13 protein-coding genes are annotated in these 14,078 nt (G+C 70.9%); 3 read left to right on the top strand and 10 right to left on the bottom strand.

Features of this window, described 5'->3' with window-relative positions; genetic code table 11:
• Positions 1-3: 3 nt before the first annotated feature.
• Positions 4-477: a Cys-tRNA(Pro) deacylase gene (ybaK, locus tag K7C98_RS00160; RefSeq protein WP_224189412.1), complete on the top strand. Its 474-nt coding sequence runs from the start codon at positions 4-6 to the stop codon at positions 475-477.
• Between the two features lie 36 nt (positions 478-513).
• On the opposite strand, the gene K7C98_RS00155 is transcribed toward ybaK, so the two are convergent.
• The 3 genes from K7C98_RS00155 to K7C98_RS00145 form a co-directional block, all read right to left on the bottom strand.
• Entirely contained in the window at positions 514-2,094 is a 1,581-nt protein-coding gene (locus K7C98_RS00155) for a hypothetical protein (protein ID WP_224189411.1), read from the bottom strand.
• Positions 2,095-2,103: 9 nt separating this feature from the next.
• On the bottom strand, positions 2,104-3,654 hold the full coding sequence (locus tag K7C98_RS00150; protein WP_224189410.1) for a hypothetical protein: 1,551 nt from the start codon (positions 3,652-3,654) through the stop codon (positions 2,104-2,106).
• A gap of 63 nt (positions 3,655-3,717) precedes the next feature.
• Positions 3,718-4,143, bottom strand: coding sequence for a ribonuclease III domain-containing protein (locus K7C98_RS00145; protein WP_224189409.1), 426 nt, complete (start codon positions 4,141-4,143; stop codon positions 3,718-3,720).
• A gap of 112 nt (positions 4,144-4,255) precedes the next feature.
• On the opposite strand from K7C98_RS00145, the gene K7C98_RS00140 reads away from it, so the two are divergent.
• Positions 4,256-5,506, top strand: a complete 1,251-nt coding sequence (locus K7C98_RS00140; protein ID WP_224189408.1) for a spinster family MFS transporter — start codon at positions 4,256-4,258, stop codon at positions 5,504-5,506.
• Between the two features lie 216 nt (positions 5,507-5,722).
• On the opposite strand, the gene K7C98_RS00135 is transcribed toward K7C98_RS00140, so the two are convergent.
• The 4 genes from K7C98_RS00135 to K7C98_RS00120 all read right to left on the bottom strand — a co-directional run bounded on the left by K7C98_RS00135 (position 5,723) and on the right by K7C98_RS00120 (position 11,273).
• On the bottom strand, positions 5,723-7,042 hold the full coding sequence (locus K7C98_RS00135; RefSeq protein WP_224189407.1) for a hypothetical protein: 1,320 nt from the start codon (positions 7,040-7,042) through the stop codon (positions 5,723-5,725).
• Between the two features lie 13 nt (positions 7,043-7,055).
• Positions 7,056-9,464: an excinuclease ABC subunit UvrC gene (gene uvrC / locus K7C98_RS00130; protein ID WP_224189406.1), complete on the bottom strand. Its 2,409-nt coding sequence runs from the start codon at positions 9,462-9,464 to the stop codon at positions 7,056-7,058.
• A gap of 107 nt (positions 9,465-9,571) precedes the next feature.
• Positions 9,572-10,660 carry a M50 family metallopeptidase gene (locus K7C98_RS00125; RefSeq protein ID WP_224189405.1) on the bottom strand — a complete coding sequence of 363 codons (1,089 nt, stop codon included), beginning with the start codon at positions 10,658-10,660 and terminating at the stop codon, positions 9,572-9,574.
• A gap of 25 nt (positions 10,661-10,685) precedes the next feature.
• The gene (locus tag K7C98_RS00120; RefSeq protein ID WP_224189404.1) at positions 10,686-11,273 is read right to left on the bottom strand and encodes a hypothetical protein; all 588 of its coding nucleotides are present in this window, start codon (positions 11,271-11,273) and stop codon (positions 10,686-10,688) included.
• 439 nt (positions 11,274-11,712) lie between these two features.
• Between K7C98_RS00120 and K7C98_RS43275 the strand changes: the two genes are divergently transcribed.
• Positions 11,713-12,330, top strand: a complete 618-nt coding sequence (locus tag K7C98_RS43275; protein WP_263429129.1) for a single-stranded DNA-binding protein — start codon at positions 11,713-11,715, stop codon at positions 12,328-12,330.
• A 124-nt stretch (positions 12,331-12,454) separates the two neighbouring features.
• On the opposite strand, the gene ttcA is transcribed toward K7C98_RS43275, so the two are convergent.
• Genes ttcA through K7C98_RS00100 form a run of 3 tightly spaced genes read right to left on the bottom strand, consistent with a single transcriptional unit; the run spans position 12,455 to position 14,057 of the window.
• Entirely contained in the window at positions 12,455-13,333 is an 879-nt protein-coding gene (gene ttcA / locus K7C98_RS00110; protein ID WP_431312823.1) for a tRNA 2-thiocytidine(32) synthetase TtcA, read from the bottom strand.
• A gap of 41 nt (positions 13,334-13,374) precedes the next feature.
• Positions 13,375-13,800: a secondary thiamine-phosphate synthase enzyme YjbQ gene (locus K7C98_RS00105; RefSeq protein ID WP_224189402.1), complete on the bottom strand. Its 426-nt coding sequence runs from the start codon at positions 13,798-13,800 to the stop codon at positions 13,375-13,377.
• Positions 13,797-14,057 carry a DUF1244 domain-containing protein gene (locus tag K7C98_RS00100; RefSeq protein ID WP_224189401.1) on the bottom strand — a complete coding sequence of 87 codons (261 nt, stop codon included), beginning with the start codon at positions 14,055-14,057 and terminating at the stop codon, positions 13,797-13,799. Before K7C98_RS00100 ends, K7C98_RS00105 begins: the two co-directional genes overlap by 4 nt.
• Between the last annotated feature and the right edge of the window lie 21 nt (positions 14,058-14,078).

Below are 14,078 nucleotides of genomic sequence, written 5' to 3'. Positions count from 1 at the left end.
ACAGTGAAGACCAACGCCGCCAGGATCCTCGACAACCTCGGCATCGACTACGAGCTGCGCCCGTACCCCGTCGATGCCGAGCACCTCAAGGCGGCCGAGGTCGCGGCGCTGGTCGGCCTTCCCCCCGAGCAGGTGTTTAAAACACTCATCGCCCGCGGCGACCGCAACGGGGTGTGCCTCGCGGTCGTGCCGGGCGACGGCCACCTCGACCTCAAGGCCCTCGCCCGCGCCAGCGGCGACCGCCGGGTCGAGCTGGTCGCCCTGCGCGAGGTGACGCCGCTGACCGGCTACGTCCGCGGCGGCGTCACGGCGCTGGCCGGCAAGAAGGACTACCCGGTGTTCCTCGACGAGACGGCGATCCTCTATGAACAGATCGCCGTGTCGGCCGGCACGCGCGGCCTCCAGATCGTGCTGCACCCCGACGACTACGTGCGCGCGACCCGGGCCACGCTCTGTCCCCTGGTACAGGATTCTTGAGACATGCCCTGACGGGCATGTCCTTTAGATAAGAAATCAATCGTCGAGCGCGCCGGCCTCGATCCACGCGCGCAGCTTGGCGACCAGCGGGTCGGGCAGCAGGGTCGGGGCGTTGAACGGCATGTGGCGCACCGCCGCGCCGGCGCCGTTCTGCGGCTCGCACTCGGACACCAGGCGGTACAACCAGCTGGCCGCGGGGTCGCCCGGGGTGACGAGGTCGTGGGGCGTGTCGGCGTGGGCGGGCACGCCGACGAGGCGGTCGGCGAGGCCGTCGGCGGTCTGCAGGTCGAGGCCGGCCGCCGGGGCGCTGGCGTCGTGGCACGACGAGAAGATGCAGCTGGGGGCGAAGATCGAGTCGCGCACGCTGGTCAGCGTGGCCGGCACGTCGGGCGCGACGGCGCTCACGCTGTCGGCGCAGTCCTTGGTCGGCTCGAGGTCGACGTCGCCCGGGTCGGTCGGCGGCACGTAGAGCGGCGCGCCGAGCTCCTTCGCCGTCGGCGGGGCCTGGGCCGGGTTCTTGAACACGGCGTAGTTGGCACACTCGGCCTCGTTGAGCAGCACCTCGCCGTCGACGCCGACCAGCTGCGAGCCCTCGGTGACGCGCGACTCGATCATCACGCGCGCGTCGACCAGGCCGAGCATCATGCACATCTCCTGGTCGCCGATCCCGTAGCCGATGTCCTTGCCGAGCCAGTTGTTGAAGCCGCAGGCGAAGCGCAGGCCTTCGGCGTCGGCCAGGTCGACCGGCGGATCGAAGGTGCGGCCGTTGGCGTCGCCGTTGAAGCCGTCGAGCTGGAACAGGAACTCGCCGTCGCGCGCGCCGCCGAGGATCTGCAGGCCGAAGTACTCGCCGAGGTAGTGGTAGTGCGGGAGCACGTGGTAGAGCTTCATCTCGAACGGCTGGCCCGTCGCCTTCTCGTAGGTGCTCCTGAACGAACAGGCCCCGGTGAAGCGGCTGCGCTTGCCGGCCGGGATCGCCAGCTCGCGGTAGTCGAGGTGCATCGCCGCGAGCACGACGTCGACGTCGCGCGGGTGGATGATGTCGAGCGCCATGCGCAGCTCGGAGTCGAGGTCGGTGCTGCCGAGGTTGAGCAGGTGCACGCCGGCGATGATCTTGTGCCGCGGGGGGATCTTGATGACCGCGCCCGCGGGCAGCTGCATGACCTCCTGGCGCGACTGGGTCGACTGGGCGAACAGCACCGTGCCCTCGACGGCGGCCGTGATCTCGTTGTACTCGCGCGAGGCGCAGTCCCAGAACCCGTCCTCGCCGGCGAACACCTGCTCGGGCACCGCGAACCAGTTGCTGTGGTGGAACCCGCCGTCGTTGACCAGCGTCACCGCGTCGACGTAGATCGCCTCCTCGTTGTGCAGCGTCCACTGCACGCACGGCTCGATCTCGAGGTACGGCGTCATCAAGTAGTTGCCGAAGCTGTGGACCACCGTAGCCGTCTCCGGCTCCTGCTCGCCGGTGGTCGGCGCCTCCACGGTCGTGGTGCCGCCGGCGCTGGTGGTGCCGTCGGAGGTGGTGGCGGTGCCGGGCCCCTCGCTGTCCCCAGGGACAGGTTGGGGCTGACAGGCGCACGCGAGGGCGAGGGCGACGAGCGGGCGACGGGCCATGGCGTTCTCTCAATTATCCTCGGCGCCGGCGTTGATCCACGCGCGGATCAGCGCGACGTTGCCGTCGGTGAGCAGGGTGGGCGCGTTGTAGGGCATGTGTCGCAGGACCTGTCCGTCCCTGTCGGTCGGGTCACAGCGCGAGACGATCTGGTACAGCCAGCTGCCCTCGGCGTCACCTGGAGCGACGAGCGGCGCGTCGACGCGGGCCGCCACCTCGTGCGCCAGCAGGCGCTCGTGCAGGCCCGGCGACTGCAAGTCGAGGCCCGCGGCCGGCTGCTTGGCGTCGTGGCACGACGAGAACACGCAGCCCGGTGCGAAGATGGCGCCGCGGATGCCCTGCAGGCTCGGCGCGCCCTTGGACGGCACCGTCGCGTCGGCGTCGACGCAGCGCTTGAGCGGCTCGAGGTCGACGTCGCCCGGGTCGCCCGGCGGGACGTACAGCGGCGCGGCCTCCTCCTCGGCGGTCGGCTCGGTCTGCGCGCCGTGCTCGGGGAAGGCGAGCACGGTGCACGGGCCCTCGTGCAGCAGCACGTCGCCGTCGACGCCGCTCGCCCCGGAGCCACTGAGCACGGCGATGTCCATGACGGCGCGGCTGTCGGCGAGGCCGAGCATGACGCACATCTCCTGGTCGCCGATGCCCCAGCCGATCGAGACGTCGCGCCAGTTGTCGTAGCCGCAGGCGAAGCGCAGGCCGTCGCTCCCCGACAGGTCGAGCGGCGGGTCGAAGGCCTTGCCGTTGGCGTCGGCGTCGAAGCCGGTCTTCTCGAACACGACCTCGCCGTTGCCGGCCGCGTCGATCGTCTCGAGGCGGAAGTAGTCGCCGAGGTAATGCGTGTGCGGCAGGACGTGGTAGAGCTTGAGGTCGAACTCGCCGTCGACGGCGCCGACGTACGGCCCGGCGAGCTTGCAGGTGCCGGTGAAGCGGCTGCGCCGCTTCGCCGGGATGTCGAGGTCGTAGTAGGTGAGGCGGAACGGCGCGACCAGGACCTCGACGTCGCGCGGGTGGATGATGTCGAGCGCCATGCGCAGCTCGGTCTCGACGGCGACGCTGGCGAGGTTGAGGAGGTGGACGCCGGCGATGATCTTGTGCCGCGGGGGGATCTTGATGACCACGCCCTCGGGGAGCTGCTGCACCTCGCTGCGCGACTGGGTCGACTGGGCGAACACGACGGTGCCCGCGAGCGCCGCCTCGAGCTCGGTGTAGCCGCGGTCGGAGCAGCGGAAGAACCCGTCCTCGCCCGGGAACTTGTCCTCCGGCACCGTGAGCCAGTTGCTGTGGTGAAACCCGCCGTCGTTGACCAGCGTGACCGCGTTGACGTACAGCGGCTGCTCGTTGTGCAGCGTCCACTGCACGCACGGCTCGGTCTCCTCGTAGGCCTGCAAGGTCGTGAGGCCGTAGCTGTGGACCAGCGTGGCCCGCTCGCCGCCTTCGGCCCCGGTGCTCGCGCCGGTGCTCGCGCCGCCGGTGGACGACTCGGTCGCGGCCGGGACCTCGGATGTCTTGCAGGACAGGCTGGCCGCGAAGACGCCAGCGACGACCATACGCACCAGCGCGTGCATGCACATCCTCCAGGCCGGCCCAGGCCGGCTTCACGTCACGGTATCACCGCCACCGGCCGCTCGCTATGTCGACCGCGCCGGACGGGCCGTGGCCGCCAACACCGCGTCGATCGCCGCTTCCAACTTCGGGATCACCAGGGCCTCGAAGCGTGCCCGCGCCGCCGGGTCGCCGTAACACCAGTGACCCACCAGCGCCTCGAGTCCGGTCGCGGCGCGGTAAGCCCGCACGTCGCGTACCGCCCTGCCAGAGGCCTTGGGACTGACGTTGCGGCCGCGCCGCACGACCCCGGTCTCGACCTCGTCGAGCTCGGACTCCAGCGCCGCCAACATGTCGGCCTGGGCCTCGGCACAGACGATCCGCGCCTTCATGGCGTGCAGCCGGTCGGTCGGGAAGTCGCCCCGCCGCGCGAGCCGGAGCCGAACCTCGCGTTCGAACTCGGCGTCGCCGAGCCAGGCGAGGGTCCTGATCGATCGACCGCGCAGGTCCATGGCGGGCGCAGCATAGTCCAGGCCCGCGCGCGCCCGCGCGTGAGCCCGTGCACGTGAATCCGACGAGCCGGCGTCGGTGACGCTGCCGACCGGCGCTATGCTCCGGCCGCCCATGGTCGAGAGCCCCCGCTTCTCCTCCCGCTACCTCGCGTACGCGCTCGCGGTGGTGTTCTTCGCCAACTTCCTCAATTACGCCGACCGCCAGGTCGTCAGCGCGCTCGAGCTCGAGATCAAGAGCGCGTTCGACATGAACAAGACCGAGTTCGGCATGCTCTGGTCGGCGTTCACGCTCGGCTACATGGTGTTCGCGCCGCTGATCGGCTTCTGGGCCGGCCGCTACCGCCGCACCCTGCTGTTCGCCGCCTGCGTGTTCATCTGGTCGCTGGCGACGATCGGCTCCGGCATGGCGACCGGCAAGACGGCGCTGTTCCTGTCGCGCTTCCTGATCGGCGTCGGCGAGGCCGGCTGCCTCGTCATCGGGCCCACGCTGGTCGCCGACTACTTCTCCGACCGCTTCCGCGGCCGCGCGCTGGCCCTGTTCTTCCTCGGCATGCCGCTCGGCGGCACCGCGGGCTACCTGATCGGCGGCCTCGTCACCCACTACACCGGCGGCTGGCAGAACGCCTTCTACGTCGCCGGCGCGCCGGGGCTGCTGGTCGCGGTCCTGATCGCGCTGCTCGCCGAGCCGCCGCGCGCGGGCTCCGGGACAGGTTCTCAAGAACATGACCATGGGGTCAGGTCGTACCTCGCCCTGCTGCGCAACAAGACGCTGATGCTGATCATCCTCGCGCAGGCGTTCGCGGTGATGATCCTGGTGCCGATCCTCCACTACAGCATCGAGTTCTTCCAGCAGGAGCGCGGCATGACCAAGGTCGAGGCGTCGCTGGCGCTCGGGGTCATCGGCCTGGTCGGCGGCCTCATCGGCTCGGGCCTCGCCGGCCTGCTCGGCGACCGCCTGGCCCGCCGCACCCGCGGCGCCTACGCCCTGCTGGCCGGCGTCGCCTACGCCCTCGCCCTGCCGGCCTTCTTCATCGGCTTCTCCGCCGACACCCGCGCGGTCTTCCTGCCCGCCCTCGGCGTCGGCGCGACCTGCCTGTTCCTCTGCATGCCGGCGGTCAACACCCAGATCGCCAACGTCGTCCCCGGCAGCCAGCGCGCGATGGCCTACGCCCTCGCCGTGTTCATCCTCCACTTCCTCGGCGACATGGCCGCCCCGCCGCTGTTCGGCAAGGTCGCCGACATCTACGGCTCGCAGCAGACGTTCCTCGTCACCTCGTCGACCCTCATCCTCGCCGCCACCTGCTGCTTCCTCGCGGTGCGCACGGCCGACAAGGACATCAAGAAGTTCGTCGAAGGGCAGTGAGCTGCCCACAAGGACATGTCCTTATGTCCTTGTGGGCCGCAGGCCGCGCGCGACCGGTGGACTCTCGTCCGGCGCCCGCGCGGGCCCTCGCAGTGTCCGTCCCTCAGCTATCTACTTCGCGCTCTGCTGCGCGTCTTTCGAGGCTAGCAACGGCGCGCGGCAGCGACAAGGTGCGGCCGGACCTCATGTGGCCTTCGCGACAGGTGACTCGGCACCTCAACCGTCGTACGACTCGGCGCCGATCGTCGCCTTGAGCGCACCGGTTGCGGCGTCGTACACCTCGACCGAACTCATACGCACCAGGTACACATGGTTCGCGGTGGCCTCGATGCCGCCGAGCCAGTCGACCGCGAAAATGCTGCGCAGCTTGTCGTCCCACAGCCGATCGCCGGTCTTCGCGTCGAAGGCGGCGAGGTGCCAGTGCTCCGGACCCTCGCCGTAGGTGGCGAAGTAGCGACCACCGACCAGGATATCCTGTTCGTTGTCGCGCTCGCGCACCGACGCGAGGTCGACCACCGGCACCGGGCTCTTCCAGCGGATCTGGCGCGACGCGGGGTCGAAGCCGACGGCCATCGGATACGCGGTGCCCGGCGACTTCACGCCGCGCGCCACGGCGAGGTCGCCGTCGACGTGCACCCCGGTGGCCTCGAAGCCCTCGACCTTGGGCGCGCGACGCAGGCGCTCGCTCGTCGAAAGCGTCGGGTCGCCGCCGCGCGAGCCGAACCGCTGCCGGGCCTCGCACACCCGCGGCAGCTTCTCCTCCTTGAGCGCGGGCACGGCGGCGTCGACCAGGAACTCGCGCTGGTCGACCTGCGCGAGGTAGAGGCGCGGCTTCTCGTCTGTCCCTTCGACCAGGCAGAAGCGCTCGGCGCGGTCGGTCAGCGCGATGTCCTGCACCGGCTCGCCGCTGGCGAGCTCGAACACCTTGAGCTTGCCGCGGAAGTCGGTGACCAGCAGGCGCTCGCCGGCGACCGCGAAGTGCGTGGCGCGGTAGGCCTCGCCGTAGCTGCCGAACGGGCCGACGCGGTAGCGCGCGGCGCCGCTGTCGGCCGCGAACGCTCCGATGTGGAGCTGGTCGTCGGGGCGCACGCGCAGGCGGCCCAGCACGTACTCGGCGCCGTCGATGGTCACGACGATCGGCGGGCCGCCGACGTCGTCCCACATGAAGTCGGCCTCGTTGCGCGTCGGGTCGTTCTTCGTCGGTGCGGGGACCGGCGGAACGGGGACAGTGGGCGCATCGATCGGCTTCGCCGGGACTCCCGGCACGAGCGCTTGCGTGACCGGCATCGAGGGCGGCGGCGCAGAGGTCATGAAGTACGAGACCGTGGCCCCGATCGTGACCATCGCCGCCACGCCCGCGAGGAGCGCCCCGCCGGCGCCGGCGCCGGCGCTCGCGGGCACGCGCTGCGGCGCGACGGCGGTGGCGCGCGGCAGGTCGAAGTTGGCGCCGCAGTACTGACAGCGCGCACGTCGCTTGCTGTCGTCGGGCTGGAGCTTGGCGCCGCAGTTGGGGCAGTCGAAGCTGATGACGGCCATCGCCGCGACGGTACTACGACTCGCCGCGCGGCGGCGCACTCGAGTCGCCTCCGGCCTCGCGCAGGGCCTCGTGGATCCGCTGCGCCAGGGCAGCGCCGACGCCCTTCACCTCGGTGAGCCGCGCCGGCACCGCTGCGCGGATCTCCGCGACCGTGCCGAAGTGCTGGATCAGCGCCTTCTTCAGCGCCGGACCCACGCCGGGGATGTCGTCGAGGGCGCTGTGCAGCGCCCGCTTGCCGCGGCGCTTGCGGTGGTGGGTGATGGCGAAGCGGTGGGCCTCGTCGCGGATCTGCGTCATCAGGTACAGCTCGGAGCTGCCGGGGCGCAGGCGGATCGCATCCTTCGCGCCGGGCACGAACACGCGTTCCGGCTTGACCTCCCACTCCTCGGGGCCGTCGTCGGGCGTGCGCACCACGTAATCTTGATAGCTCTGGCCCGGCCGTTGCGGCGCGTCGGGGTCGGGCTCGGCGATCACCGGCGCGTCCTCGGCCTTCGACGTGGTCGCGGCGTCGAGCGCGGCCGCGGCGTCGGCGTAGGTCTTGAAGGTGCGCAGCCGCTGCAGCGCCGCCCTGCCGTGGCCGAGGCCCTGGCGGCGCTCCTTGGCCAGCGAGACGACGTCGACGCCGCCCTCGCCGATCGGCACCCCGAGGTCGCGCAGCGCCGCGATCACCCGCCCGAGCTGGCCCTTGCCGCCGTCGATCACCATCAAGTCCGGCAGCGCCCAGGTGTTCTCCTCGACCTCGAGCTCGTCGGCGGCCCCGACGTCGGCCTCGCCCTCGCCGGCCTCTGCCTCTGCCTCGGGCGCATCAAGTGCCTCTTCGGACATGTCCTCGCCGACATTCGCGCGCTTGAGCCGGCGGCCGAGCACCTCGTACATGCTGGCGAAGTCGTCGTTCTGGCGGTCGCCCTGGGCGAGCCCGCCGAGGCCCTTGATTTTGAAGCTGCGGTAGCGCTTCTTGGCCGCGGCGCCGTCGACGAACACGACCATCGACGCGACCGTGTCCTGGCCCTGGATGTGGCTGATGTCGTAGCACTCGATCACGCGCGGCAGGCGGCTGAGGCCGAGGCGCTGCTGCAGGGTGCGCAGGGCCTGCTCGCTGTCCTCGGCGCGGTTGCGGCGCGAGGTGAAGTTGGACGCCGCGTTGCGCTGGGCCAGGATCGACAGCTTCTTGCGGTCGCCGCGCTCGGGCACCAGGAGGGCGACCTTGCGGCCGCTGTGTTCGCGCAGCCACGCCTTGAGCGGCGCCTCGTCGTCGTCGGCGAGCTCGGAGGGCAGCAAGATCTCGTCGGGGATCGTCGGCGCGTCGTCGTAGTAGGCGACGAGGAAGCTGCCGAGCACGTCGGGGTCGGGCAGCTCCATGCCGCGGGCCGAGAACGTGCGCGTGCCGAGCAGCTTGCCCTGGCGCACGTGCATGACCACGAACTCGACCTGGCCGCCCTCGCGGTACATGCCGACGACGTCCTGGTCGAGCGTGGCCGAGCCGACGACCTGCTGGCGCTCGAGGCTGGTGCTGATGGCCGACAGTTGGTCGCGCAGGCGCGCGGCGGTCTCGAACTCGAGCGCGCCGGCGGCGTCTTCCATCTGCGTGGTGAGGCCGGCGACCAGCTCCTTGTGACGGCCCTCGAGGAACAGGCCGACGCCCTTGACCTGGTTGGCGTAGGCGGCGGCGTCGACCGGGTAGACGCAGGGCGCCGGGCAGCGGCCGATCTGGTGCTGCAGGCACGGGCGCTTGCGGTGCGTCAGCGTGTAGTCGCTGCAGGTGCGCAGCTTGAAGTAGCGGTTGACCACCCGCAGCGTGTGGCGGGCGCTCTGGGCCGAGTGGTACGGGCCGAAGTAGCGGGCGCCGTCCTGGCGCATGCGGCGGACCAGCTCGAGCCGCGGCCACTTCGCCTTGGGGTCGAGGCGCAGGACCAGGAACTGCTTGTCGTCGCGCAGCTTGACGTTGAAGCGCGGCTTGTACTTTTTAATCAGGTTGTTCTCGAGCAGCAGCGCCTCCTTGTCGTTGGAGGTGACCACCGTCTCGATGTCGCCGAGCGTCTGGGCCAGGTAGGGCACGAACAGCCGCGGGTCGGTGCCGTTGAAGTACTGCCGCACGCGCGCGCGCAGGCGCCGGGCCTTGCCGACGTAGACGACCTCGCCCTTGCGGTCGCGCATCAGGTAGACGCCCGGCAGGTCGGGCAGGCGCTCGACGATCTCCGCCAGCTCCTCCGCCGTGCCCGCGCGCGGCTGCCACGCCGCGTCGGCCTGGATCGCCGCCAGCGCCTCGGTCTTGCTGGTGCCGACGAACCGGCCCGGCGCGTCGAGGTCGCCGGCGCCGCCGTCGGCGACCTCGAAGCTCTCGAGCACGTCCTCGGTCTCCGGCGCGTACGCCTCGCTCGTCGGCGGCTTCGGGGCCTCGTCCGGATATGGCTTTTGGGCCATGTCCTCAGGGACCTGTCCGGATGTCCCTTCAGCGAGGGGAGCGGGCGCCGGGCTCGGAGTGGTGGGCTTTCTCGGGGGTCGTCCTTGACGCGCGGCCATGGGCCATCTCAGCCGAAGAGGTGCGAGAACAGGTCGTTGCGGATGGTGACCCAGAGGATGAGGCCGAGCAGGGCCAGCATGCCGATGCCGTGGACGGTCTCCTCGATGCGGGGCGTCACGCGGCGGCGGGTGATGCCCTCCCACAGCAGGAACACGAAGCGGCCGCCGTCGAGGGCGGGCAGCGGGAGCAGGTTGAACAGGCCGAGCAGGGTGCTCATCTTGATGGCGATCTCGACGAAGGCCTCGATGCCGCGCTCGGCCGACTTGGCGATCTCGCGGACGATGCCGACGGGGCCGCTCATCTTGCCCTCGATGCGGCCGGTGACCCACTTGCCGAGGGCGTCGAGCTGGAAGGCGCTGAACTTGATCGGGAACAGCACGGCGGTCTTGGCGGCCACGCCGGCCGGGTGGGTCTCGCGGGTGACGTCGCCGGGCGACATCTGGATGCCGATCTTGCCCTCGGCGGTGAGCGGGAGGTCGAGGGCGACCTCCTGGCCGTCGCGGCGGACCACCGTCGCCACGGTCTCGCCCTTGTGCGCGCCGGTGGTGGCGAGGATCTTGTCCTGCGTGCCGCGGCCGGTGACGTCATCGCCGGCGATCTTCAACAGCTCGTCGCCGGGGAGCAGGCCCGCGGTCTGGGCGGCCGGCTCTATCACGGCGTCGACGCGCATCGACAGCGGGACCTCGTTGCCGATCATGGTGAGGGCGACGAACCCGAGCACCATCGCGGTGAGGTAGTTGGCGAGCGGGCCGCCGAGGATCGCCAGCATGCGGGCCCAGATCGGGCGGTTGCGGTAGAGGCTGGGGTCGTTGGGGTCGTGGTCGGGGACCTCGCCGGGGCGCCCGCCCTCGGCCACCGCGATCGAGGGCGCGTCGTCGGCTTCCATGCCGACGATGTGGACATAGGCGCCGAAGGGGATGGCGCTGATGACGAACTCGGTGCCGCGCCACACGCCAAGCCGCGCGATCACCGGTCCGATGCCGAACACGCTGAAGCGGTCGACCTTCATGCCGGTGGCGACCGCGCAGATGTAGTGCCCGAACTCGTGAACGATGATTAAAAGCGAGAGCGCGACGATGGCGAGGAGGGTGGCCACCGCGGGACTATAGCAGCGGGCGAGCTCAGGTCCCGAGCGGGCGGTCGAGCTGACTCAAACCGACCCAGCCCAGGTGCTGGCGCACGAACAGGAGGGCGCGCTCGGCGACGCCACGGTCGGGCGCGGGGCTCCACGCCGGCCGCTGGCCGCGAGCGGTGAGCTCGTGTTCGACGGCCTGTTGGGCCGAAACGAGCCCGCCGGACAGGTTGCCGAGCACCTGCGCGCCGAGCTTGGCCTCGACCGCGAGGATCTCTCCCGGCACGATCGCGGCCCGCTTGCCGTTCTCGAGCTGGTGCAGGCCCCACTTCATCAGCTCGGGGTCGACGAGGCGGTCGACGATCAGCCAGCGGTCGCCGCGGGCCGCCCGCGCCGCCTCGATCACCGCCATGCCCTGACGCACGTCTTGCAGGATCCGCAGCTCGGGGAGCCGCGCGTGCAGCACGCTGAGCAAGCTCAGCGTGTTGTCGACCGAGGTCTGGTCGACGGCGAGCAGCTCGAACGGTCGCCCCTTGGCCCCGACGCTCCGCAACACGTCGACAGCCCGCCGCACCATCTGGGTCACGGCCGGTTCACGGTTCCGCAGCAAGAGGATGACGCTGAGCGACATGTGCATGGCGACGTGCCTGGGGGATTACTCCCTCACTATGCCCGGTAATAGTTCGGAACGCCGCTCTTCGTCAACAAATCACCGATTGGCGGCCGGGCAGACGCGGAGGAATCAGGCTTCACGGCCGTCCTCAGGCGCGGCCTCCGAGATGCCTGAGGTCTGGTGGAGGCGGAGGTCCTCGCCGATCTCGTCGGCGGGCGATGGTCGTGCGCAAAGTCAAGCGCTGTGAACCACATCGTCCGCGCGTCGCTCACGAGCGCGCGCAGGGGTCGCCGCGGCGAGGCGGCGGCCTCGACTTTTTTCATGCGGCCTGCAAACAGGCAGCCGCACCGAGCGACCTCCCCGTGGGGAGCAGTTTCGCGTATACCACCCACCATCCGCGCGCCGCTCGTGATTGCCCCTCGCGGGCCCGCGCGACCACCGAGAAAAGAAGCAGAGCAACCTCATGGCTGGCGTCAACAAAGCCATCGTCCTCGGCCGCCTCGGCCGCGACCCGGAGCTTCGGTACATGCAGAACGGGCAGCCGGTCTGCAAGCTCAACGTCGCGACGTCGCGCAAATACCAGAACAAGAACAACGAAATGGTCGAGGAGACCGAGTGGCACCGGATCACGGTGTGGGGCAAGCAGGCCGAGCACTGCAACAACTTCCTCACCAAGGGCCGCGAGGTCTACGTCGAGGGTCGCCTGCGCACCTCGTCGTACGAGAAAGAGGGCCAGAAGCACTACACGACCGAGATCGTGGCCGACACGGTGCAGTTCCTCGGCGGCCGCGGTGAAGGTGGCGGCGGCGGTGGTGAGGGCGGCGGCGGTGGTGGCGGCTACGGCGGCGGCGGCGGTGGTAACCGCGGCGGCGGTGGCGGCGGCTACAACCGCGGCGGCAGCGGTGGCGGCAACCGCGGCGGCGGCGGCGGCGGTTACAACCGCGGCGGTGGTGGCGGCGGCTTCGGCGGCGGCGGCGGTGGCTTCGACGAAGAGGGCGGCGGCGGTGGTGGCGGCGGCAGCGAGCCGTACGACAACAACTACATGCCGTCCGACCCGGGCGACGACGACATCCCGTTCTGAGCCCGGGCTCGCGGCGGTGTAAGCAGCCTGGCGCGAGGGGCATGTCCCCGGCGCCAGGGCCGATGGGACATGTCTATGCGGACATGTCTTCGACTGTTCGCGCGAGAACGCGCCCGAGGCGTGCTCAGGGCAGCACGGTGAGGCGGCGCGGTCGCGAGCGCGGGGCGCTGTCGGCGGCGGCGTCGTTCGGCTCGCCGAGGAGCGGTCCGGGTTCGCCGCGGACGGCGACCTCGTCGACCTCGGCGCGCGCGAGCAGGCGTGGGTCGAGCAGGTGCGACGGGGCCACGTTCTTCAGCGCGCTGAGCATCACGGAGCGGACGGCGGGGTTGTCCTGCTCGAGCTGGCTGATGAGGGCGGACATCTTGTCCCGGCGGAGGTTGTCCTGCGAGCCGCACAGGTTGCACGGAAGGATCGGGTAGCCGGCCTCGCGCGCGTGCGCGGCGATGTCGGCCTCGGCGCACTCGATCAGCGGACGGATCACGCGGAAGCGGCCGTCGTCGGTGGTGTAGCCGGCGGGCATCGCCTGCAGTCGGCCGGCGTAGAACAGGTTGAGCAGCAGCGTCTCGAGGCTGTCGTCGCGGTGGTGGCCGAGCGCGATCTTGTTGCAGCCGAGCCGCTCCGCCGCGGTGTAGAGGATCCCCCGCCGCAGCCGCGAGCACATCGAGCAGTACGCCTTCCCGGCGGGCGTGTGGGCCACCACCGGCGTGTACGTGTCCTCGCGCAAGATCTCGAACGGGGCGCCGAAGCGCTCGAGCCAGCGCCGCAGCGGCGCGCCGTCGTAGCCGGGCTGGACCTGGTCGAGGTGCACCGCCACGAGCTCGAAGCGGAACGGCGCGCGCGCCCTCGCCTCCCACAGCAAGTCGAGCAGCGTGTAGCTGTCCTTGCCGCCCGACACGGCCACGAGCACGCGGTCGCCGGCGCCGATCAGGTCGTAGGTGGCGATCGTCTTGACCATCGCCCGCGCGAGCAGGCGCCGCTGCGCCGAGCGGCCGTGGACGGGCAGCTCGGGCGGGTCCTGGGGGGCGTTGTGCGGGATCGAGTCGGTCACGAGCCGATGACGGTGAGGGTGAGGCGGCGGCGGTGGCCGGCGTGGCGGTGCTCCCACAGATAGATGCCCTGCCAGGTGCCGAGGGCGCAACGCCCGGCCTGCACGGGGATCGCCAGCGAGGTCTGGGTGAGGGCGCTGCGGACGTGCGCGGGCATGTCGTCGGGGCCCTCGGCGTCGTGGCGGAACAGCGGGTCACCGTCGGGGGCGAGGCGGGCGAACAGGCGCTCGAGGTCGCGGTGGACCTCGGGGTCGGCGTTCTCGGTGATCAGCAGCGAGGCGCTGGTGTGGTGGATGAACACGGTGCACAGGCCGTGGCGGACCTTGCAGTCGCGCACGAACGCCTGCACCTCCGCGGTGACGTCGACGAGGCCGCGGCCGCGCGTGCCGACCTCGAGCTCGCGGGACTCGAGCGACAGCGTCATTTCTGGTGCTTCGCCTTCCACTCGCTGTACGGCATGCCGTAGACGATCTCGCGCGCCTCGTCGTTGCCGAGCGCGATGCCCCGCGCCTGCGCGGCCTCGTGGTACCAGCGCGACAGGCAGTTGCGGCAGAAGCCGGCGAGGTTCATCAGGTCGATGTTCTGCACGTCGGTCCGCTCGCGCAGGTGGGCCACCAGGCTGCGGAACGCCGCCGCCTCGAGTTGCTCGGTCTGCTCCGGGGTCAGCCGCTCGCTCGTCATGACATGTCCTCTCGCACAGGG

Source organism: Nannocystis pusilla (assembly GCF_020073745.1).
Lineage (GTDB): Bacteria > Myxococcota_A > Polyangia > Nannocystales > Nannocystaceae > Nannocystis > Nannocystis radixulma.
This window is presented reverse-complemented; position numbering and strand designations above follow the sequence as displayed.